The organism is Stenotrophomonas sp. STEN063, from assembly GCF_056854515.1.
The window spans coordinates 1-22,417 of sequence record NZ_JBXFWF010000017.1 but is presented as its reverse complement, the minus strand read 5'-3'; the positions used below and the strand labels follow the sequence as shown (position 1 = coordinate 22,417).

General features: G+C 65.4%; 9 protein-coding genes. 3 read left to right on the top strand and 6 right to left on the bottom strand.

What is annotated here, in order from left to right:
- Positions 1 to 8 precede the first annotated feature (8 nt).
- Both AC1VWL_RS06535 and purL read right to left on the bottom strand, forming a co-directional pair.
- Positions 9 to 8,468 (bottom strand): ESPR-type extended signal peptide-containing protein, encoded by an 8,460-nt coding sequence (locus AC1VWL_RS06535; RefSeq protein WP_482986163.1) that lies wholly within the window; start codon positions 8,466 to 8,468, stop codon positions 9 to 11.
- Positions 8,469 to 9,278: 810 nt separating this feature from the next.
- Entirely contained in the window at positions 9,279 to 13,160 is a 3,882-nt protein-coding gene (purL, locus tag AC1VWL_RS06530; protein WP_482986162.1) for a phosphoribosylformylglycinamidine synthase, read from the bottom strand.
- Between the two features lie 317 nt (positions 13,161 to 13,477).
- On the opposite strand from purL, the gene AC1VWL_RS06525 reads away from it, so the two are divergent.
- The gene (locus AC1VWL_RS06525; protein WP_482986161.1) at positions 13,478 to 15,631 is read left to right on the top strand and encodes a glycosyl hydrolase family 18 protein; all 2,154 of its coding nucleotides are present in this window, start codon (positions 13,478 to 13,480) and stop codon (positions 15,629 to 15,631) included.
- A 76-nt stretch (positions 15,632 to 15,707) separates the two neighbouring features.
- Here AC1VWL_RS06525 and AC1VWL_RS06520 read toward each other — a convergent pair whose 3' ends face one another.
- Positions 15,708 to 16,487 carry a DsbC family protein gene (locus tag AC1VWL_RS06520; RefSeq protein ID WP_481533325.1) on the bottom strand — a complete coding sequence of 260 codons (780 nt, stop codon included), beginning with the start codon at positions 16,485 to 16,487 and terminating at the stop codon, positions 15,708 to 15,710.
- A gap of 367 nt (positions 16,488 to 16,854) precedes the next feature.
- Complete coding sequence (gene xerD / locus AC1VWL_RS06515) at positions 16,855 to 17,832, bottom strand: site-specific tyrosine recombinase XerD (RefSeq protein WP_482986160.1); 978 nt, start codon at positions 17,830 to 17,832, stop codon at positions 16,855 to 16,857.
- 71 nt (positions 17,833 to 17,903) lie between these two features.
- Here xerD and AC1VWL_RS06510 point away from each other — a divergent pair, with 71 nt between their 5' ends.
- Positions 17,904 to 18,365, top strand: a complete 462-nt coding sequence (locus AC1VWL_RS06510; protein ID WP_482986159.1) for an RDD family protein — start codon at positions 17,904 to 17,906, stop codon at positions 18,363 to 18,365.
- Positions 18,366 to 18,484: 119 nt separating this feature from the next.
- Here AC1VWL_RS06510 and lptG read toward each other — a convergent pair whose 3' ends face one another.
- A complete protein-coding gene (gene lptG, locus AC1VWL_RS06505) occupies positions 18,485 to 19,591 on the bottom strand; it encodes an LPS export ABC transporter permease LptG (RefSeq protein WP_482986158.1) in 1,107 nt (368 codons plus the stop codon).
- Complete coding sequence (gene lptF, locus AC1VWL_RS06500) at positions 19,588 to 20,673, bottom strand: LPS export ABC transporter permease LptF (RefSeq protein WP_481533321.1); 1,086 nt, start codon at positions 20,671 to 20,673, stop codon at positions 19,588 to 19,590. Before lptF ends, lptG begins: the two co-directional genes overlap by 4 nt.
- Before the next feature lie 105 nt (positions 20,674 to 20,778).
- Here lptF and AC1VWL_RS06495 point away from each other — a divergent pair, with 105 nt between their 5' ends.
- On the top strand, positions 20,779 to 22,251 hold the full coding sequence (locus AC1VWL_RS06495; protein ID WP_481533320.1) for a leucyl aminopeptidase: 1,473 nt from the start codon (positions 20,779 to 20,781) through the stop codon (positions 22,249 to 22,251).
- The last annotated feature ends 166 nt before the right edge of the window (positions 22,252 to 22,417 follow it).

Below are 22,417 nucleotides of genomic sequence, written 5' to 3'. Positions count from 1 at the left end.
CAAACCGCTTACCAGCCGAAGCCGGCACCAACGCCGACCGAACTGTCGTCACTGCTGAAGGCACCACCCAAGGTGACGGTGGCGCGATCACTGATGGCACGCTGGTAGCCCACGGACAGTGCCGATTCGCCGCCCTGGTAGCCGACACCGACACCGACCCGGTTCTGCGTGCGCACGCCCGCAGCACTGGTAGCCATGTTCAACATGGCCGCGCTCATCGCGCCTTGACGATCCAGACGACGGTCGACGTGGCGCAAGCGCTTGTCGATATCGCCACGGAAGATATCGAAGCTGTCGGCCATGCTGCTGAACTTGGTGTCGGTATAGGTATTGGCGGCGGTGATGCCACTATCCAGCTGCGCCTTGTTGACCGCATCGGTGGCCTGCGTGCCAGCAGCAACGTTGGTGACCTGCCGCTCATGGCCGCTGCTACCGACCGACACCGTGTTGGCACGGTCCGCAATCGACCCTTGGCCCAAGGCAACGGCACCGGTTGCAGTGACGCTGGAACCCTGGCCAATCGCCGTACCGGAGGCAACGCTGACGGTGGCACTTTCACCCACCGCCACCGCATTGGTGGCCACCGCCGCGATGCTGGTATTGGCACCCACCGCGGTGCTGCCGTCGGCATTGACGCGGGAATTGCTACCAATCGCGGTGTCGTTCGGGCCATGTGCATAGCTGTTGTTGCCGATGGCGCTACCCGCAACGCTGTTGGCCTTGGCTTGCTCGCCCAGCGCTACGCCAGTGCTCGCAGCCGGCGCAGCAGTCTCTGCTCGCGGGCCATTGCCATTGCCATTGCCGTTGCCGTTGCCGTTGCCATTTCCATGACCGTTTCCATTGCCGTTCCCGTTTCCATTCCCGTTGCTGGCAATACGGTTGTTGATGGCCGTAACCTGGCCGTCGAGCGCCGACAACGCTGCACCCACGTTGTTGTAGCTGGCCCCCTGGATGACATAGGTCGGTGCGACGAACATGCCCTGCATGCCCACGCCGGCACCGCCACCGAGGAAGCTGGCCATATTGCCCAGTGACTGGAACAGCTGCCCGCCATTGATGGCCTGCATGCTGCCAGCAGCGATGGCACCGGCAGCGACGTTGTCCAGCGTGGTTCCCTGCACACCCGCCAGGGTGAGTTTGTCGCGGCTGGCGTCGTCGTAGGTCACCGCATTGGCGGTCACGCCCTCGATGCTGCCGATACGACCATCGATGTCGGTAACGCGCGTCTCCACCGCACCAACCCGCTGGTTGGTGACATGCAGCTGACCACCGGTCACCGCATCAGTGCTGCCTTCGGCAATACGCCCTGCACCGACATTGACGATGCGACGCGTCACTGGGCCATTGGTGCCGTTACCACCACCTACCGAAACCACGTTGGCTTCAACTGCACGCGAACCTGCGCCCAGGGCCACCGAATTTGCACCAGAGACACCTGCACCCGCACCGATAGCCACGCTGTTGGCACCGTTGCTGGCGAAAGCACCGTAGCCAATCGCCACACCGTTGGTTGCGGTGATCGAGGTCTGCCGGCCCAGCGCGGTGCTGTTGCTGGCACGTGCCGATGCATCGGCACCTACCGCAGTCGCGCCATTGGCATTGGCGGTGCTGGCGGCACCCAAGGCGGTACTGCGCTCGGCACTGGCAACCGCACCCGAGCCCGATGCAACCGCGTTGGTACCGCTGGCAGTTGCCACGCCATCACCGGATGCCTGGAAGTACTTGTTAGTCTCGCCTGCGACCTCGGCCACCGCATCCAGCTGCGACTTGTTGACCGCATCGGTTGCCTCGGTACCCGCAGCAACATTGGTGATCTGCCGTTCGGCACCCACATCACCCACTGACACGCTGTTGGCGCGATCAGCAATGGAGCCTGCACCCAGCGCCACCGAATTGGTGGCGCCGGCTTCGGCACCAGTACCAACTGCGGTGCTCTGCTGGCCGAAGGCCCAGGCATTGGCACCCACCGCGGTCGCGTCATCACCGAAGGCCCAGCTGCCGCTGCCGATGGCCACGGCATTGGTCGCGCCGATGCCGAAGAAGCCGAAGCCGGTTTCGGCACCATCACCAATTGCCAGACTGCCTTCGCCCAGCGCCGACGCATTGCGGCCGACAGCGACGTTGCCATCCTCATAGGCAGCTGCGTTGTAACCAACCGCCGTCGTGCCCACGCCTTCGGCGTAGCTCTGCGAGCCGGTCGCGGTGCTGTAGTTGCCAAGTGCATTGGCCACCGCACCGCTGGCGGTGGACTGATCACCCTGGGCATAAGCACCAACGCCCGTTGCCGTCGCCGCGAAACCTTCCGCATTGGCACTGGCACCCAGTGCGGTACCGCCGACACCGGCACTGGTGGCACCGGTCTGCACCGGCGCACCGCCGACGTTGATCAGTGGATCACCATTGGCATCCACCGCATTGCCGCCCACCGCCACCGCACCCGGTCCCATCGCCTGCGCGTTCTGGCCGAACGCCGCGGCGTTCTGGCCGCTGGCCAGGGCGTTCATGCCGACCGCCGTCGCGCCATCAGCCACTGCAATGGCACCGCTGCCGAAGGCCGATGCGCCATTGCCGATGGCATTGGTCGCTTCGCCGGAAGCCGTGGCGTTGTCACCCTCGGCGTACGCACCGGCATCACTGTCGGCACTGCCGGTGGCCTTGAAGTACTTGGCCGTGGTCTGCCCTTCCGCCGCTACCGCGGCTACTTCATCGAGCTGATCCTTGTTGACGGCATCGGTGCCCTCGGTACCGGCGGCAACGTTGGTGATCTGCCGTTCGGCGCCCACATCGCCCACCGATACGCTGTTGTCGCGGCCGGCAATGGAGCCTGCACCCAGCGCCACCGAGTTGGTGGCACCGGCCTCGGCACCGGTACCAATCGCCGTGCTCTGCTGACCGAAGGCCCAGGCGTTCGCACCCACCGCGGTTGCATCATCACCAAATGCCCAGCTGCCGCTGCCGATCGCTACCGCATTGGTCGCGCCAATGCCGAACAAGCCGAAACCCGTCTCGGCACCATCACCAATCGCCAGGCTGCCTTCGCCCAGTGCAGAAGCATTGCGGCCGACCGCAACATTGCCGTCCTCGTAGGCGGCCGCGTTGTAGCCGACGGCCGTGGTGCCGGCACCTTCCGCATACGATTGCGAACCGGTGGCGGTGCTGAAGTCGCCAACCGCATTGGCGACCGCACCGCTCGCGGTAGACTGATCACCTTGCGCCCATGCGCCAACACCGGTTGCGGTAGCGGCGAAACCCTGGGCATTGGCACTGGCACCAAGTGCGGTACCGCCGACACCCGCACTGGTCGCGCCGGTCTGCACCGGCTCGCCATTGGAGGTGATCAGCGGATCGCCATTTTCATCCACGGCATTGCCGCCGACGGCAACCGCGCCAGGGCCGGTTGCCTGTGCGTTCTGGCCGAAGGCCGCTGCGTTCTGGCCACTGGCCACGGCATTCATGCCAATCGCCGCCGCACCGCTTGCCAAAGCACTGGCGCCGTTGCCGATCACGATGGCGCTCTCACCGCTGGCCACGCTGTTGCTACCCAGTGCGATGGCGTTGTCACCATCCACCAGGTTGGCAAAGCCGAACGCACTACTGTTCTCTCCATCTACCTGGTTGAAGTTGCCGAATGCCGAGCTGTTGCTGCCGTTGGCGGTATTCACGTAGCCGACGGCGCTGGAGTAATCACCAGCGGCGACGTTGTAGCTGCCGACGGCCGTACTCTGTGCGCCGGAGGCCTCCGAGCCAACACCAGCCGCGGTTGCACCGTCACCGCTGGCAATCGCGTCATCACTGCCATCGGCAGCGCCATTGGCCTTGAAATAACGCCCGGCCAACAGTGCACCTTCGGCTGCGGCATTGAGCTGATCAACGTTGACCGCATCGGTGCCTTCGGTGCCTGCAGCAACATTGGTGATCTGGCGCTCCGCGCCTTCCGCTCCAACCGACACACTATCGGCACGATCTGCCAGCGAATTCGCGCCCAGGGCAACACTGTTGGCGGCGCCTGCGGTGGCATTCGCACCCAAGGCGGTGCTGTCCGCGCCAAGGCTGGTGCTGTAGAAGCCAACTGCCGTGCTGTTGATACCGCTGGCCCAGCTTTCCGCGCCCAGCGCACTGGCATTGTCGCCCGCTGCATAGGCGAAATAGCCGACAGCCGTGGATTCAGCACCCGCAGCTTCGCTCAATGCACCCGACGCCAAAGCGTAATCACCCGAAGCGATTGCGCCAGCGCCCAGCGCCGTGGAAGCCTCGCCACTGGCCTGGGTATCAACGAAGAAGCCAAGCCCCGGGATGAGGTCGATCGGACCACCTACCGCAACGCTGCTGGTGCCTGATGCAGCACTCTGGCTACCTACCGACGTGCTGTAATCACCGGTTGCATTGGCCACCGCGCCAAATGCGGAGGACTGCGCTCCCTGAGCGAACGCGCCGAGACCGGTGGCGGTGGCGGCGAAGCCCTCCGCACTGGCACTCGCACCAAGCGCAGTTCCACCGAGGCCTGCGCTGGTCGCACCGGTCGTCACCGGCTGTCCACCAAACGTGATCAATGGATTGCCATTGGCATCCACTGCATTGCCACCTACGGCCACCGCCGCCGGGCCGGTGGCCTCGGCGTTCTGGCCGAACGCGGCACTGTTCTGGCCGGTGGCCAAGGCATTCATGCCAACTGCGGTTGCACCGTTGGCCACCGCATTGGCGCCCGTACCGTAGGCCGACGCGCCGTTGCCGATGGCATTGGCTGCTTCGCCCGCAGCAGTAGCGCTGTCGCCTTCCGCGTAGGCACCGGCGTCACTATCGGCGCTGCCAGTGGCAGTGAAGTACTTGCTGGTGTTGCCAGCTACCGCGGCCACTTCATCCAGCTGGTTCTTGTTGACCGCATCGGTACCTTCGGTGCCGGCGGCGACATTGGTGATCTGGCGCTCGCTGCCAACATCACCCACCGACACGCTGTTCTCGCGATCCGCCCAGGAATTGGCACCGATGGCGACGCTGTTGACCGCTTCAGCCACCGCGCTCTGGCCCAGTGCGGTGGAGTTGTCGGCATCGGCCCAGCTGTTGAAGCCAATGGCCGTCGCATATTCACCCAACGCCCAGGCGCCATTGCCGAATGCCGCGGCGCCGGTGCCCGATGCCTCGGTGCTGATCAAGCCGCCATAGGTAGTGCCGCCGACGGCGGTCGACTCCTCACCCGAGGCAATCGCCGATTCACCCACTGCGGTGGTGCTGGCGCCGGATGCTGCTGCAGCCAAACCCATTGCAACGCCGTAGTCGCCGCTGGCCTGCGCAGCGTAACCCACAGCCGAAGCGAGATCGCCGGAAGCAACCGCGTAGCTGCCCACCGCGGTGGTGCCACGACCGCTGGCCTCGGCACGGAAACCGTTTGCCAACGCCTGCTGGCCAGATGCCACCGACTGTGCACCCTGCGCAGTAGCGAACGCGCCCGAGGCTTCCGCTCCTTCGCCGAAGGCACTGCTGCTGTCGCCGCTGGCAACGCTGCCCGTACCGACGGCAATCGCGTCATCGGCGTCGGCCAATGCGCCATCACCGATCACCACGCTGCCGTCACCGCTGGCAACGCTGTTGCTGCCCAAGGCAATCGCATTGGCACCATCGACCAGGTTGGCCGTGCCGAATGCGCTGCTGTTCTCGCCATCCACCTGGTTGAAATTACCTACCGCCGAGCTGTTGGTACCGTTGGCGGTGTTCACGTAACCGACGGCGCTGGAGTAGTCACCGGCTGCGACGTTGTAGCTGCCAACCGCGGTGCTCTGCGCACCGCTTGCCAGCGAGCCGACCCCGGCAGCGGTTGCACCGTCGCCGCTGGCGACCGCGTCGTCATTGCCATCGGCGGCGCCGTTGGCCTTGAAGTAGCGCGCGGTCAGCTCTGCGCCTTCCGCGACGGCAGTGAGCTGATCGACGTTGACCGCATCGGTGCCTTCGGTACCGGCGGCGACATTGGCGATCTGACGATCAACAGCGGCGTGGACGACGCCGGCCGAATCGGTCCATTCCTGCGCCGCCCCGACCGAAACCGTGTTGGCACGGTCAGCGAACGAACCGGCACCCAGCGCGACGCTGTTCTCTGCGTCCTTGCTGGTCCAGGCATTGGAGCCCAGCACCACCGCGTTCTGCGCCTGTGCATAGCTGTTGTAACCAACGACGGTGGCTCCGTCCTCGGTCGCCCACGCCTCCGCACCCAGCGCGGTGGTGTGCTTGCCTTCGGTGACGCTGTAGAAATCCTGGCCGGCCAGCGAGTTGAAGCCGACTGCAACACCAAGCTCACCGGTGGCGGCATTGTTGCCGACTGCGACGCCGGTCAAGCCTGCACGCGCCTGTACGCCGAACGCAGCACCTGCGATGTCCGCAATTGCGTTCTGGCCTACCGCAGTCGCCACGTCAGCGGCCTCGGCAAACGTGCCGATCGCCGTGCCGAAGAACGTTGCATAAGCGCCACTACCAACAGCCACCGCCTGCCACGCATCGGCGTAGGCACCGAAGCCCAGTGCGGTAGCCTGACGACCGGTTGCCCAGGCCGATGTGCCGATTGCGGTAGCAGCAAAGCCTGCAGCCTGCGCATCGGTACCGATGGCGGCGGAGAACAGGCCCTGCGCGTTGGCACCTGCGCCGATGGCCATGAAGGCACCTTCGCTGACCGAGGCATCAGTACCAATGGCAATGCTGTCGCCGTTCTCGGCGTTTGCATTCTGACCCAGCGCGATGCTGCCGGAACCGGTTGCCAGTGCATTGGTGCCGACCGCAACACTGTTGTCAGCCAAGGCATTTGCGCCGGTGCCGTAAGCCGATGCACCGTTGCCGATCGCATTGGCAGCCTCGCCGGCCGCGATGGCGCTATCGCCCTCCGCATAGGCACCTGCATCGCTGTCGGCACTGCCGGTCGCCTTGAAGTACTTGCTGGTGTTTTCGGCAACTGCCGCCACTTCGTCGAGCTGCGACTTGTTCACCGCGTCGGTGCCTTCCGTACCGGCAGCGACATTGGTGATCTGGCGTTCACTGCCCACATCACCGACCGACACTGTACTCTCGCGATCGGCCCAGGAGTTCGCACCGATGGCGACACTGTTGGCGGCCGCCGCGGTGGCGCTCTGGCCAAGCGCGGTGGAATCGTCCGCATCGGCCCAGCTGTTGAAACCTATCGCGGTGGCGTACTCACCGATCGCCCACGCACCATTGCCGAACGCCGACGCACCGGTGCCCGATGCTTCGGTGCTGATGAACCCACCGAAGGTAGTGCCACCCACCGCAGTCGATTCCTCGCCCGACGCAATCGCCGATTCACCCACCGCCGTGGTGCTGGTGGCCGAGGCGGAAGCACCCAGGCCCATCGCAACGCCATAGTCGCCACTGGCATCAGCGCCATAACCCACTGCCGAAGCAAGGTCACCGGAGGCGGCGCTGTAGGCGCCCAGCGCAGTGGTGCCGCGACCGCTGGCATCGGCGCGGAAGCCACTGGCCGTTGCCTGCTGCCCGGAAGCAAGCGCCTGGCTGCCCTGCGCGCTTGCATAGGCACCTGTCGCTTCTGCACCGCTGCCGACGGCAGTGCTGCCCAGCTCGCTGGCAAGACTGCCGGAGCCGACCGCAGTGGAGTCATCGGCAGCCGCGTAGGCGCCATCGCCGATCACCACGCTGCCATCACCACTGGCGATGCTGTTGCTGCCCAGGGCAATCGCATTGTCACCATCGACAAGATTTCCGGCACCGAAGGCGCTGCTGTTGGCACCATCAACCTGATTGAAATTGCCGACTGCCGAACTGTTCTCACCGTTGGCGGTATTTACATACCCCACCGCGCTGGAATAGTCGCCTGCAGCCACGTTATAGCTGCCTACCGCGGTGCTTTCCACGCCGCTTGCCAGCGAGCCGACACCTGCAGCCATCGCACCTTCGCCGCTGGCCACCGCATCATCGCTGCCATCAGCTGCACCATTGGCCTTGAAATAGCGACCCGCCAACAGTGCGCCGTCTGCGGCCGCATTGAGTTGATCGAGGTTCACCGCATCGGTTCCGACAGTACCGGCAGCAACGTTGCTGATCTGTCGTTCGTTGCCAGCCGAGCCGACCGATACCGTGTTGGCGCGATCAGCAATGGAGCCAGCCCCCAATGCCACGCTGCCTGCAGCCGAAGCCACCGTGCCAGCACCAATGGCCACCGCGTTCGCGCCCGATGCATCGGCGCTGTTGGCGATGGCGCAATCCACCAGGGTTGCGCTGCCAAGCACCATGCACTGCGCGTTACCGCCCACTTCCACCGACTGTGCCTGCGCCGCTGTTACCCAGGCACTTGCTCCCAGACCCAACGCAACGGCAACCGACAAGGCTTGCAGGCGTATCCCGGCGCTATGCCGCTCATCCATGACCACACCGGCCGAGCTGGACGATGCCAACTCCGACGCCACCACCAACTGCCCCAATGCCTTGTTCCATACCTTGCGGTAGATCCGGTTCATCGCTGCTGCTCCTCAAGTGGACGGGTTTTTTCGCTTGCAGAAAACCCCATCGCTGGACTGGCGTGCCCAACGATCCCCCTGTGGTGTTGTGGTCCCGGTCCCGCTGCTGCTGGGCACGTGAGGCTCACGCCTGTCGTGGTCTACCCCCCTGGTTCCATACCTGTCGGGCGACTACGGGATGGATGGAGTCTTAATCGACGATTCATGATTCGTCAAACCTTTGGCTCAAATCTCAGTTTTTGAGATGAATCTCTCAAATCTCTCAATTTGGTGAGATCTTCGAAAATTTACTTTTGAAACAGTCTCCTAGTCCCGAGAAAGCAGTGAGACATGGACATCCATCCCAATCGACGAAGGGACCGCCGTCGGAGCCGAAACCCTTGGACTGCAATCGTTTCCCGACTCCCGTCGATTCCTCTGGAGCAAAGGATTCATCTTCCTTAAAGAACGGCGGACAGTTGCATTGCAGCAAGGCAAGTTGCGCCAACAAGCCCATCTCTGGGCGCGAAAGAGGACAGGCAAGGCTCCCGAAGCGTCAAGTTGCTGGCACCCTTCACCGACACAGGCGGCATTCAATTCCCGACCGTCTGGTCAGCCGAGAACGAATTGACCATTCACCGGGAGCAAAACTGCTCTGCCCCGAACACAGACAATCCACGTCCCCCGTGAACCTGCAGTTCCGCTCTCATCAGCGATGCATATATCCACGCACAAAACGACATCCCAGAACGGAAAAAGCCCGCAGGCTGTGACCTGCGGGCTTCTTTGACTTCCTACGCACAGAAACTACCTATCGGCGTTCCTGCCTGCTCAGCCGCACCATACCCGTGCGTTGCGGAACATCCGCAGCCACGGCGAATCTTCGCCCCAGCTGCTCGGCGCCCAGCTCAGGTTGACCGTGCGCGGGGTACGTTCCGGGTGCGGCATCAGGATGGTGACGCGGCCATCGCTGGTGGTCAGGCCGGTGATGCCGTCCGGCGAACCGTTCGGATTCAGCGGGTACTGGGTGGCCACGCGGCCATCACCATCGACGTAACGCAGCGCGATGCTGGCTGCTGCCTGGTCCACCGCGCTGTCGAACTCGGCACGGCCTTCGCCGTGTGCCACGGCCACCGGCAGGCGCGAGCCGGCCATGCCACGCAGCAGGATCGACGGCGACTCGACGACTTCCAACAATGCGGTGCGTGCTTCGAACTGCTCGCCGGCATTGCGCAGGAACTTAGGCCAGTGTTCGGCACCGGGGATGATGTCCTTGAGCTGGCTCATCATCTGGCAACCGTTGCACACGCCCAGCGCGAAGGTATCCGGGCGGGCGAAGAAGGCCGCGAAGGCCTCACGCAGTGCCGGACGTTCGAGGATGGAAGTTGCCCAGCCGCGGCCTGCACCCAGCACGTCGCCGTAGCTGAAACCGCCGCAGGCAGCGATGCCGCGGAAGTCGCTCAGCTGCACGCGGCCTTCGATCAGGTCGCTCATGTGCACATCGTAGGCGTCGAAACCAACGCGCTCGAAGATATTGGCCATTTCGATCTGGCCATTGACGCCCTGCTCGCGCAGGATCGCCACCTTCGGCCGTGCGCCACTGGCGATGAACGGTGCGGCGACGTCGTCGGCCGGATCGAACGCCAGCTTCGGCTTCAGGCCCGGGGCGTTGAAGTTGCGTGCAATCGCACGCTCCTGGTCAGCCGCATCCGGGTTGTCACGCAGCTTCTGCATGGCGTGGGTCACCGACCACCAGGCATCGAACAATTCTTCCCAGCGCCATTCCACCACGCTGTCGCCGGCCAGCTGCACGCGCACCACTGGTGCGGTGGTCGGGCGAGCGATGCGCTGTGCGCATTCGGTCAGCGCGTGGCGTTCGACCAGGTCGGCGAACGCAGCGCGGTCTTCCTTGGCGATCTGCACCACGGCACCCAGTTCTTCGTTGAACAGGCTGCGGAACGGATCATCGCCCCAGGCATCGAGCACGATGTCCAGGCCCATGCGCGAGGCGAATGCCATTTCGCACAGTGCGGCGAACGCGCCGCCGTCGCTGCGGTCGTGGTAGGCCAGCAACAGGCCCGACTCACGTGCATCACGGATCAATTCAAAGAATGCACGCAGCCGCTGCGGGTCATCCAGATCCGGCACATCACCGGCGAATGCCGGCAGCGCGCTGTGATCGGCCTGGGTCTGCGCCAGGATCGAACCGCCCAGACGCTGCTTGCCAGCGCCCAGGCCAATCAACCACAACTCGCTTTCGGTTTCGCGGTCGAGCAGCGGGGTGAGCTGCTGTCGGGCATCGCTGACCGGGGCGAACGCGGTGATCACCAGCGATACCGGCGACACCGACTTCTCGGGCTGGCCATCGGCCTGCCACTGCGCCTGCATCGACAGCGAGTCCTTGCCCACCGGGATGCTGATATCCAGCTGCGGGCACAGCTCCATGCCGACGGCCTTGACGGCGTCGTACAGCAGCGCGTCTTCGCCGTTGTGGCCGCAGGCGGCCATCCAGTTGGCCGACAGCTTGACCGTATCCAGCGCGGTCACCGGTGCGGCACACAGGTTGGTGATGGCTTCACCCACCGCCATGCGTGCCGATGCAGCGGCGTTCAACAGTGCCAGCGGCGTACGCTCGCCCAGCGACATCGCTTCGCCGGCGTAGGTGTCAAACCCAGCCAGGGTGATTGCAACATCCGCCATCGGCAGCTGCCACGGGCCGATCATCTGCTCGCGCGCGGTCAGACCACCCACGCTGCGGTCACCGATGGTGACCAGGAAGCTCTTCGAAGCCACGGTCGGGTGTGCAAGCACACGCAGACCGGCGTCATGCAGGTCGATGCCGGCGGTCTTCAGCGACGGCCAGCGCGGTGCCGGCGGATGCACGGTGTCGCGGTGCATCTTCGGTGCCTTGCCGAACAGCACGTCCATTGGCAGGTCGATCGGTGCATCGTCCGGGGTGTTGCCCGGGGTGGCGCCATAGGCCACGACCAGATGTTCCTCAGCCGTTGCAACGCCGACGGCGGCGAACGGGCAGCGCTCGCGCGCACAGATGGCGGCGAACTCGGCCAGGCGCTCCTGCGCCACGCCAAGCACATAGCGTTCCTGCGATTCGTTGCACCACAGTTCCAGCGGCGACAGCGAAGGATCGTCGGTGGGCACCTTGCCCAGGTCGATCACGCCGCCAACCTTGGAGTCGTGCAGCAGTTCGGGGATGGCGTTGGACAGGCCGCCAGCGCCGACGTCGTGGAAGAACTTGATCGGGTTGTTCGTGCCCATGGCCACGCAACGATCGATCACTTCCTGGCAGCGGCGTTCCATTTCCGGGTTGTCGCGCTGCACACTGGCGAAGTCGAGGTCTTCGGCGCTTTCGCCCGAGGCCACCGACGACGCCGCGCCGCCACCCAGGCCGATCAGCATGGCCGGGCCGCCGAGCACGATCACCGCGTCGCCCGCCTGCAGCTGCAGCTTTTCAACCTGCGCGCGATCAATCGCGCCCAGGCCACCGGCCAACATGATCGGCTTGTCGTAGGCGCGGGTGATGCCGTCTTCCGCCAGCTCGAAGCTTCGGAAATAACCCAGCAGGTTCGGGCGGCCGAATTCGTTGTTGAATGCAGCGCCGCCCAGCGGGCCGTCCAGCATGATGTCCAGGGCCGGTGCCATGCGCGGGTTCAGCGCGCGCGGCGCTTCCCACGGCTGCGGCAGGGTCGGGATGCGCAGGTGCGAGACCGAGAAACCGGTCAGGCCGGCCTTGGGCTTGCCGCCACGGCCAGTTGCACCTTCGTCGCGGATTTCGCCACCAGCACCGGTCGCGGCGCCCGGGAACGGCGCGATCGCGGTCGGATGGTTATGCGTTTCCACCTTGATCTGGAAGGCGCTGGGCACCACCGCTTCGCTGCGGTACTTGCCGGTGGCCGGGTCCGGGCGATAACGCGCAGCCGGTTCGCCTTCGATCACCGCAGCATTGTCGCTGTACGCGCTGAGCGTGTGCTGCGGGGTCTGCTGGTGGGTGTTCTTGATCATCTTGAACAGCGAGCGGTCCTGCTCGTTGCCATCGATGGTCCAGCTGGCATTGAAGATCTTGTGCCGGCAATGCTCGGAATTGGCCTGCGCGAACATCATCAGTTCGACGTCGGACGGATCACGGCCGAGTTCGCTGTAACGCTGGCGCAGGTAATCGATCTCGTCATCGGCCAGGGCCAGACCGAGGCGCTTGTTGGCGCCTTCCAGATCGTCCAGGGCGATGCGCTCCAGAGTGCCGCGGCCGACGTTGGCGAACAGCGCCTGGGCCTGGTCGATGTCTTCCAGCAGCGACTGGGTCATCGGATCGTGCAGCAGCTTGGCCAGTGCGGCCTGTTGCGCCGGATCGGACGGCCAGCCGCTCAGGTCGATGCGGGTACCGCGTTCAACGCGCTGGATTGGCAGACCGGCGCCGCGTACCAGCTCGGTGGCCTTGCTTGACCACGGCGACAGCGTGCCCAGGCGCGGCACCACATAGCGCGAGATTGCGCCATCGGCGCGCTCTGCAGCCTGTGGCTGACCCTGCAGGATGCGGCCCAGCGTGGTCTGGTCGACCGCGCCGGCATCGGCAGCCTGGGTGAAATAGACGTGCCAGGCACCGGTGATGCGCAGATCGGCGGCAATGGACTGCAGGCGGGATTCAAGACGTTCGCGGCGGAACGGCGAAAGGGCAGCTGCGCCCTCGAGGACGATCATGTCCGGGAGACCATGGTGGGAATCGGCCCGCGATTGTACCGGACTCGGCCGCCCCAAGCCTCAGCAGCCCGACTACCGGAAGTCCTCAGGGATGACGCGGTTCACACCGACAGTCAGCTGCGCAGGCCAAACCGTGCCGCCTTTTTTGACAACGTTATCCTCATTCGACCGGCACCTGCGTGCTGGTGCAACGGCCCAGATCCGGGCCCAGCAAGCATTTTCCTCGTCCCAAGGCCGGGCGCAGCCGCGCCCGCCCCGCCGAAGGCGTGCCCCGGAACAACGCACAACCATCGCCCCACCAAAGAAGGAGACCCACCATGACGGACCATCCCACAGGCCCTTTCCGGCCCCGATATACCTGCCAGCTCGCCCGCAGGCCGCGGCTGGGCCGGGCCCTGGCCCTGGTGTTTGCGGCCGGCAGCGTCGTACCGGCAGCCCAGGCCGCCAACTGTGCAGGGGTGAAACCCTGGCTGGGAACCACGATCTACCAGCCCGGCAACCAGCTGCAGAAAAGCGGCACGCTGTACCAGGCACGCCAGACCATCTGGAACGCACCACCGGACCACCCTGCAGGCCGCCGCTACTACGACAATCTGGGCCGCTGTGATGACGGCGCACCAGCAGCCAACCAGCCGCCGCAGGTCCGCCTGACCTCACCCAGTGCAGGCAGCACCTTCAGTGCCGGCAGCAGCATCACCTTCAGCGCAGTGGCGACAGACAGCGATGGCAGCATCCGCAGGGTCGAGTTCTTCCGCAACGGCCAATCCATGGGCAGCGTCGGCAGCGCGCCTTACAGCCTTGCATGGCACAACGCCGCAGCCGGCAACCATCTGCTCAGCGCCATCGCCACCGATGACCGCGGTGCCAGTACCACCTCGGCCACGGTCAACGTGACGGTCACCGCTCCGGACAAGGACAGCACCGCTCCCTCGATCCCGGACGGGCTCCGCGTAGAAGCGCGCACCCCGACCAGCATTGCGTTGCGCTGGAATGCTGCCAGCGACAACCCCGGTGGCAGCGGCATCGCCGCCTATGACCTGTACCGGGACGGCACGCAGGTCGCTTCGACTGCCAGCAGCCAGCATGCCGACACCGCGCTGACCCCGGCCACCACCTATCGCTATGCCGTGCGTGCCCGCGACAAGACCGGCAACGCCTCCCCGCTCAGCGCCATTGTCAGCGCCAGCACCTTGACCGAGGACACCGGCGGCGGCACCGATCCAGGAAAACCAGGCGGGCCCGGCACTCCAGGCGCCAGCGGCAAGCGGGTGATCGGTTACTTCACCCAATGGGGCATCTACGGCCGCAACTACCGCGTCAAGAACATCCACAGCAGCGGTTCGGCGGCGCACCTGACCCATATCAACTACGCCTTCGGCAACGTCCGCAACAACCGCTGCGAGGTTGGCATCACCCAGGCCGCTGATCCGGCCAGCGGCGCGGGCGGCGACGCCTATGCCGATTACACCCGCAGCTTTGGCGCCAGCGAAAGCGTCAGCGGTGTCGCCGACCAATGGAACCAGCCGCTGCGCGGCAACTGGAACCAGCTCAAGCAGCTCAAGGCCAAATACCCACAGCTCAAGACGCTGATTTCGCTCGGCGGCTGGACCTGGTCACGCGGTTTCTCCAGTGCCGCACGCCCGGAGAACCGCCAGGCCTTTGTCGCCTCCTGCATTGACGCCTACATCAAGGGCAATCTGCCGTTCACCGACCATGCCGGTGGCAAAGGGGTAGCTGCAGGCGTGTTCGATGGCATCGACATCGATTGGGAGTACCCGGCCGCCTGCGGCCTGGGCTGCGGCACACCCGCCGACCGCGACAACTTCACCGCCCTGCTGGCCGAATTCCGCCGCCAGCTGGATGCCGTGCGTCCCGGCCTGCTGCTGACCGTGGCCGTGGGTGCAGGCATCGACAAGATCCGCCCCACCGACCCGGCCGCTTATCACCGCCACCTGGATTTCATCAATGTGATGACCTACGACTTCCATGGCGCCTGGGCCGGCACCACCAATCACCACACCGCCCTGTTCCACTCCCCGGCAGATCCTTCAACCGGCGACGCTGCCCTGTACAACAGCAACGACGCCATCGAGGCCTACCTGCAACGCGGCGTCCCGGCCGCCAAGCTGAATATCGGCGTCGGCTTCTATGGCCGCGGCTGGACGGGCGTGGCACGAACCAACAACGGCCTGTACCAGAGCGGGCGGCCGGCAAGCGGCAGGTTCGAGGCCGGCATCGAGGACTGGAAGGTGCTGAAGAACCTCGGTTGGCCGGTGCATACCGACCCGATTGCGCAGGCGACGTGGCTGTATGACGGCAACACCTTCTGGAGCGTCGACACGCCGGAAATGCTCGGCCGCAAGATGACCTACGTCAAAGCCCAGGGGCTGGGCGGCGCGTTCTTCTGGGAGTTCAGCGGTGACGACCCCCAAGGCACATTGGTCAACAGCGTCAGCAACGGCCTGAAGTAAGCAACTGCCAAAAACACAACGCCCCTCGCGTTACCGGGAGGGGCGTTGTCTGTTCAAGCCTTCTCGCGCGTGGCTATCAGCGGCTGCCGCCACCTTCCAGGCGATCCAGCGTGGCCTTCAGCTGTGCCGGCGGCAGGTAGCCACCAAGCTGGCTGCCATCGGCGGCAAAGATCGCCGGGGTACCGTTGATACCCAGCTGCTGGCCAAGGTTGTACTGCATGGCCACCGGGTTGGTGCAATTCCTGGACGGTACCGGCTGGCCGGACTTGGCAGCAGTCAACGCGGCCTTGCGGTCGCTGGCACACCAGACCGAGATCATGTCGGTTGCGTCCTTGCTGGCCAGGCCCATGCGCGGGAACGCGAGGTATTCGACGGCGATGCCGTTGCGGTTCAGCTCGGCGATATCCTGGTGCAGCTTGCGACAGTAGCCGCACTCGATATCCGTGAACACGCTGATGGTGTGCTTGGCATTTGGCGGTGCAAACACGATGCGGTCCGCATGCGGCAGCGTCTGCAGCAGATTGCGACGGTAAGCCAGCAGGCCGGGGCTGGTGGCCTGGCCCTTCTTCTCGATGTCGTAGGGCGTGCCCTGCAGCAGATAACGGCCGTCATCGGTCACGTACAGCACCTGCCCGGACACCAGCACCTCACGGAAACCCGCGAACGGTGCCGCGCCGATGTACTCCGGCTTGAGGTTGGGATCCAGCTCCTTGAGCGCGTCGCGTACCTGCTTTTCGACTGCGGCATCAGCCGGGGAGGCAGCGGCACTGGCAGCGGCTTTGGGAGCTGCGGGCTGTTGCGCGCAGGCAGTAAGGCTGAGCGCGCCGAATAGCGCGGCAATGGCAAATCGGAACATGACGACCCATCGAAAGAGAACAGCCGGATTCTCGCACACCGCCCGAATCGGCGTGGGAGCGGCCCCGGCTTGTAGGAGCGGCGTAAGCCGCGAAGCCCTCCATCCCTGAGCACAGGCATCAACCGCAACCTGACACCCCCTCTGCTTCGCGGCTAACGCCGCTCCTACGGGCTTCGCTGGGAGAGCCCCTGCCGAGCATGGCTCGGCACTACGCCTTTGCTCCCTGACGCCGGGGTAAGCCTCTGCCCCTCCCTTGCGCCAAAAGCGCAGGGCCATGCCTCTGCCCCCTCCCTTGCGCCGAAGGCGTAGGGGAGGGTTGGGGAAGGGTTGGCTCTTCGCTGTCCGCTTTCAAACAAACCATATAACTTCACCCCCGCGGATGGTGCTTGCGATGCAGCTTCTGCAGGTGTTCACGGGCAACCAGGGTGTAGATCTGGGTGGTGGACAGCGAGCTGTGGCCAAGCAGCATCTGCAGCGCGCGCAGGTCGGCGCCGTGGTTGAGCAGATGGGTGGCGAAGCTGTGCCGCAAGCCGTGCGGGCTGATCTTGCCCGGATCGATGCCGGCCACCGCCGCGCTGGCCTTCACCAGGGCCCAGAACTGCTGCCGGCTCAATGGGGTACGGTCGATGTCGACAAACAATGGCACCTGCCCCGCCAACGTGGCCGCAACCGGCTTGCCTCCGGTAAGCTGCGGCCGCGCCGTGGCCAGATAGCGCTCCAGCCAGTACTGCGATTCCTCGCCCAAGGGCACCAACCGCTCCTTGCTGCCCTTGCCGGTCACCCGCAGCACCCCCTGGCGCAGATTGACCGCATTGGCCGGCAGGTTGACCAGCTCACTGACGCGCAGGCCAGCGGCGTACATCAGCTCCAGCATCGCGCGATCACGCAGGCCGACCGGGCTTTCCGTATCTGGCGCTGCCAACAGCGCCTCGACCTGACTCTCTGCCAAGGCCTTGGGCAGCGAGCGTGGCAACTTGGGCGACTCCAGCAGTGCCGCAGGGTCTTCACTGCGCTCCCCGCGCTTCAATGCCTGCGCGAAGAAGGCGCGCAGCACCGACAGCAGGCGGGCATTGCTGCGCGCGGTCCAGCCGTGGCGGGTGCGCCAGGCCAGGTAATCAAACAGGCCCGCACGATCAATCCCGGCCAGGCCGTCGCTGGCGCCGTCGCGCCAGCGCGACAAGCCTTCAAGGTCGCGCCGATAACTCTCCAGCGAAGCCCGGGCCAAGCCGTTCTCGGCCCAGATCGCGTCCAGGAAACGCTGGATAACACGGTCATCGGCATCACGCAACGGCGGCAGTTGCTGTACCAGTTGGCGGCGTTCGGCGGGAGTCAGGGACGCGGACATCGACGCAAGGATAAGCCCTGCTTCCACGACTGCCCATGCACGCGTGCCGGCACAGACCGTATGCTCGGCACATGAACCCACCTGCCCTTGCCGAAACGCCCCGCCCTTCCGCGTTGCTGCTGCGCCGCCTGGCCGCGCTGTTCTACGACCTGTGGCCGGTGTTGGCGCTATGGATGCTGGTGTCGGCTTTGTTCACCGTCGGCTACACCCTGGCCGGCCATGCCAGCCGCGACAACATCCATCCCTTCAGCGCACTGCAATGGCTGCTATGGCTGAGCTGCTGGTTGATTGCCGGCCTCTATGCCACCGAGAGCTGGAAGCGCGGCGGGCAGACCCTGGGCATGCGCCCGTGGCGGCTGCGCCTGCAGAGCGCTGACGGGCAAGCCCCCAGCCGGGTGCAGCTGTGGAAGCGCTACGCACTCGCCACGCTGTCGCTGCTATTGGCTGGTTTCGGCTTCGTCTGGGCGCTGTTCGACCGCGAGCGCCTGACCCTGCACGACCGCCTGAGCGGCACAAGGCTGACGAAACTGTAGTGCCGAGCCATGCTCGGCAGGGGCTTTACCATCATTGCCGAGATGTAGTGCCCAGCCATTCTCGGCAAGCCGCCGGTACGGGCAAGCCTCAGCCGAGCATGGCTCGGCTCTACCCCGCACTACCCAACCCGTCGTCGTGACAACCAGGCGGAGATACCCAGCATCAGCAACGGCGGCAAGGCATAAGCAATGCGGTAGTCGAACTTCAGCGCGCCGGCCATGCGCCCGAAGAACATCTGCAACAGCAGGAAACCCAGCGCGAACAACATGCCCAGGAACAGGCGCTTGCCCATGCCGCCGCTGCGCAGCGAACCAAAGGCAAACGGCACCGCGGCCAGGCACAGAGCCAGCACATTCAAGGGGTAAAACCAGCGCCCCCAGTAGGTGTCTTCGTACTCACGCGCGTCCAGGCCATTGCGCTTGCGGTAGTCGATGCTGGTTTTGAGCTCACCGACACCAAGGTTGCGCGGCTTGGCCAGGCCGGAAGCCAGCGCAGAGGCATCCAACTGTGAGGCCCACTTTTCGCTGGGCAGCTCCTGGCGCGCGACCGAGCGTTCGCCGAAGGTATCGCGACGCACGCTTTCCAACACCCAGCCCTGGCTGTCGTGACGTGCGGTCTTGGCATAGGTCAGGCTCAACAGGCGCCCGTCTTCGCCCAGCTGGTACAGGCGCACGTCATGCAGCAGCAAGGTCGACTGACCGTCGGCGCTGAGCTGCTCTTCGCCGGTCAACGCATTGAGGAATGTATCGCCTTCACGCGCCCACAGGCCCGAATAGCGGGCCGTGGCCATATCGGTATTGAAACGGGCGCTGGCCTTCAAGGCATCGGCGCGGCCCTGTGCCCAGGGCGCCAGGGTTTCGCCATTGACCACCATCAACGCGGTCAGCAGCGACAGCGCAATCGCCACCGATACCGCAATCCGCCGCCGCGACAGGCCAATCGCCCGCAGCGCAGTCAACTCGGAGGTCGCCGCCAGCTGGCCCAGGCCCATCAGCGCGCCAATCACCGCAGCCATCGGAAACAGTGTGTAGGCACGACGCGGCAGGGTATATGCCACCCACGCCAGAGCATGGCCGAAGCTGTAATGGCCCTGGCCGATCTTCCCGGCCTCGCCGGACAAGGCCATGATCGCGTCCAGGCCCAGCAGCACCATCCACACCACCAGCACCGTGAGCAGCACGGTACGGCCTACATAGACGTCATGAATCCGCGGCAGCAACCTCATGCCTTTGCTCCCGCACGGCGGCGACTCAAGCGCCCATCACGGAAGTACAGCCACAGGGCCAGCAACAGCAACGGCAGGGTCAACCACCACATGCCGGCATCGACCGGCAGCTTGCCCGCGGCCAGCCACTGGCGGCCAAGAATGCTCAGGCTCACGCCCACGGTGTAAGCGAGGAACGCGACCATGATGCGGCCATAACGCTGCTGGCGCGGCGCGCTGCGCGCCAGCGGCAGGGTCAGCAGGGCAAATGCCAGCGCCAGCAGCGGCGGGGTGATGCGCCAGTGCAACTGCGCCTTGGCCTCCGGCCGGTCATCGCCGAGCAACTGGCCGGTGGTCAGCATTTCCGGGTCATTCTGGTCGCGTACTTCCTCGCGGTCCGGCAAGGCAACTTCATTGCGCGCATAGCGCATCAGCCGGTAGTCCAGGGTTCCGCTCTCCGGGCCTTCGACCCGGTAGCCGTCCTCCAGCCGCAGGTAGCGCTGGCGTTCGCCTTCGAAGAACATCGCGCCACTGTTTGCCGATACCACGTCGATACGCCCTTCCTTCTGACGCTGCATGAACACCTTGCCCATCTTGGTGCCGTCGCCCGTCAAAGACGACAGGTAGACAATGCCGCCACCAGCCAACGGGGTGAACTGGCCCGGCTCCAGCCCGGCCACAACCATGCTGCGACTGGCTTCCTGCAGCATCCGCTCCGCGTTGCGGTCGGCCCAGGGGCCCAACCACAGCGAGCAGCCCGCAACCAGCGCCACCACCGGCACCGTCAACAGCAGGATCGGCTTGAGCAGGCGCTTGGGACCGACGCCAACACCGGTCAACACCGCCATTTCTGAATCGCGGTACAGCCGCGCGATCGACAGGGCCAGCCCCAGCATCAGCGCGAGGGGCAGGATGATGGGCAGGTAGACGATGAATTGCAGGCCCAGCTGGGACAGCATCAGGCCGGCCGGGATGCGGCCATCGGCGATACGGCCGAGAATGTCGACCAGCACACCACCCATGCTGACTACCAGAAGTACGGTCAAAGTGGCCAGAAAACTCTGGAGGAAGTCACTCAGAAGGTAGCGGTCAAGCTTCGCCATAGGGTCGGTGGTTTAAACTCTCGGTTTAGTCCGCAGAACGCCCGGCCTCGGTGGCCTTGCGTATACAGCCTGCGATTGTACGGATTTGGCAACGGAATCTGATCAATGTCTCTGGAATTCACCCTGAACCACGCCGCCCCGGTCTCCGCCGAGGTGGATTGCGTCATTGTTGGCGCCTTCTCTGACAAGTCGCTGACCCCGGCCGCACAGGCCCTGGACGCAGCGTCTGGCGGCCGTCTGGCCGCCCTGGTCGAGCGCGGCGATGTTGGCGGCAAGACCGGCAACACCACCCTGCTGCACGATCTGGCCGGCGTCAGCGCCGCCCGCGTGCTGGTGGTTGGCCTGGGCGACCCGGCCAAGTTCGGCGTGGTGCAGTACCTGAAGGCTGCCGGCGACGCCGCCCGCGCCCTGAAGAGCGGCAATACCCGCAGCGCGCTGTTCACCCTGAACGAACTGGAAGTTGCTGGTCGCGATGCCGCCTGGAACGTCCGTCAGGCCGTGATCACCGCCAACCACGCCAGCTACCGCTATACCGCCACCCTGGGCAAGAAGAAGCCGGAAGCCCCGGGCCTGGAGTCGCTGGCCATCGCCAGCAGCGACGAAACCGCGCTGCTGCAGGGCCAGGCCATTGCCGCCGGCGTGGAATACGCCCGCGAGCTGGGCAACCTGCCGCCGAACTACTGCACCCCGGCCTATCTGGCTGAATCCTCGGTCAAATTCGCCGCCGAGCACGACGGCGCCGAAGCCGAGATCCTGGACGAGGCGCAGATGGAAGCGCTGGGCATGGGCTCGCTGTTGGCCGTCGCCCGTGGCTCGGCCAACCGCCCGAAGCTGGTGGTGCTGAAGTGGAGCAATGGCGGTGACGCCAAGCCCTACGTGCTGGTCGGCAAGGGCATCACCTTCGACACCGGCGGCGTCAACCTGAAGACCCAGGGTGGCATCGAGGAAATGAAGTACGACATGTGCGGTGGCGCCAACGTCATCGGCACCTTCGTCGCCACGGTCAAGGCCAAATTGCCGTTGAACCTGGTGGTGGTCGTCCCGGCAGTGGAGAACGCCATCGACGGCAACGCCTACCGTCCGTCCGACGTGATCACCTCGATGTCGGGCAAGACCATCGAAGTGGGCAATACCGACGCCGAAGGCCGTCTGATCCTGTGTGACGCGCTGACCTATGCGCAGCGCTTCGAGCCGGCCGCACTGATCGACGTTGCCACGCTGACCGGCGCCTGCATGGTGGCCCTGGGCCACCAGACCGCCGGCCTGATGAGCAAGCATGACGACCTGGCCAACGAACTGACCGCCGCCGGCGAGAACGTGTTCGACCGCGCCTGGCGCCTGCCGCTGTGGGACGAGTACCAGGGCATGCTGGATTCCAGCTTCGCCGACGTCTACAACATCGGCGGCCGCTGGGCCGGTGCCATCACCGCTGGCTGCTTCCTGTCGCGCTTCACCGAAGGCCAGCGCTGGGCGCACCTGGATATCGCCGGCGTCGCCAGCGATGAAGGCAAGCGCGGCATGGCTACCGGTCGCCCGGTCGGCCTGCTGACCCAGTGGCTGCTGGACCGCGTTGCCTAAGTAAGTCCTGGACAAAGCCGGGGTTGGGGGTCACGGGGGGGGGGGGGGGTGGGGGGTGGGGGGGCGGGGGGCGGCGGGGGGGGGGGGGCGCGGCGCGGCGGGGGGGTGCCGCGGGGCGCGGCGGGTGCGGGGCGGGGTGGGAGGGGGGGTGGGGTGGCGAGCGGGG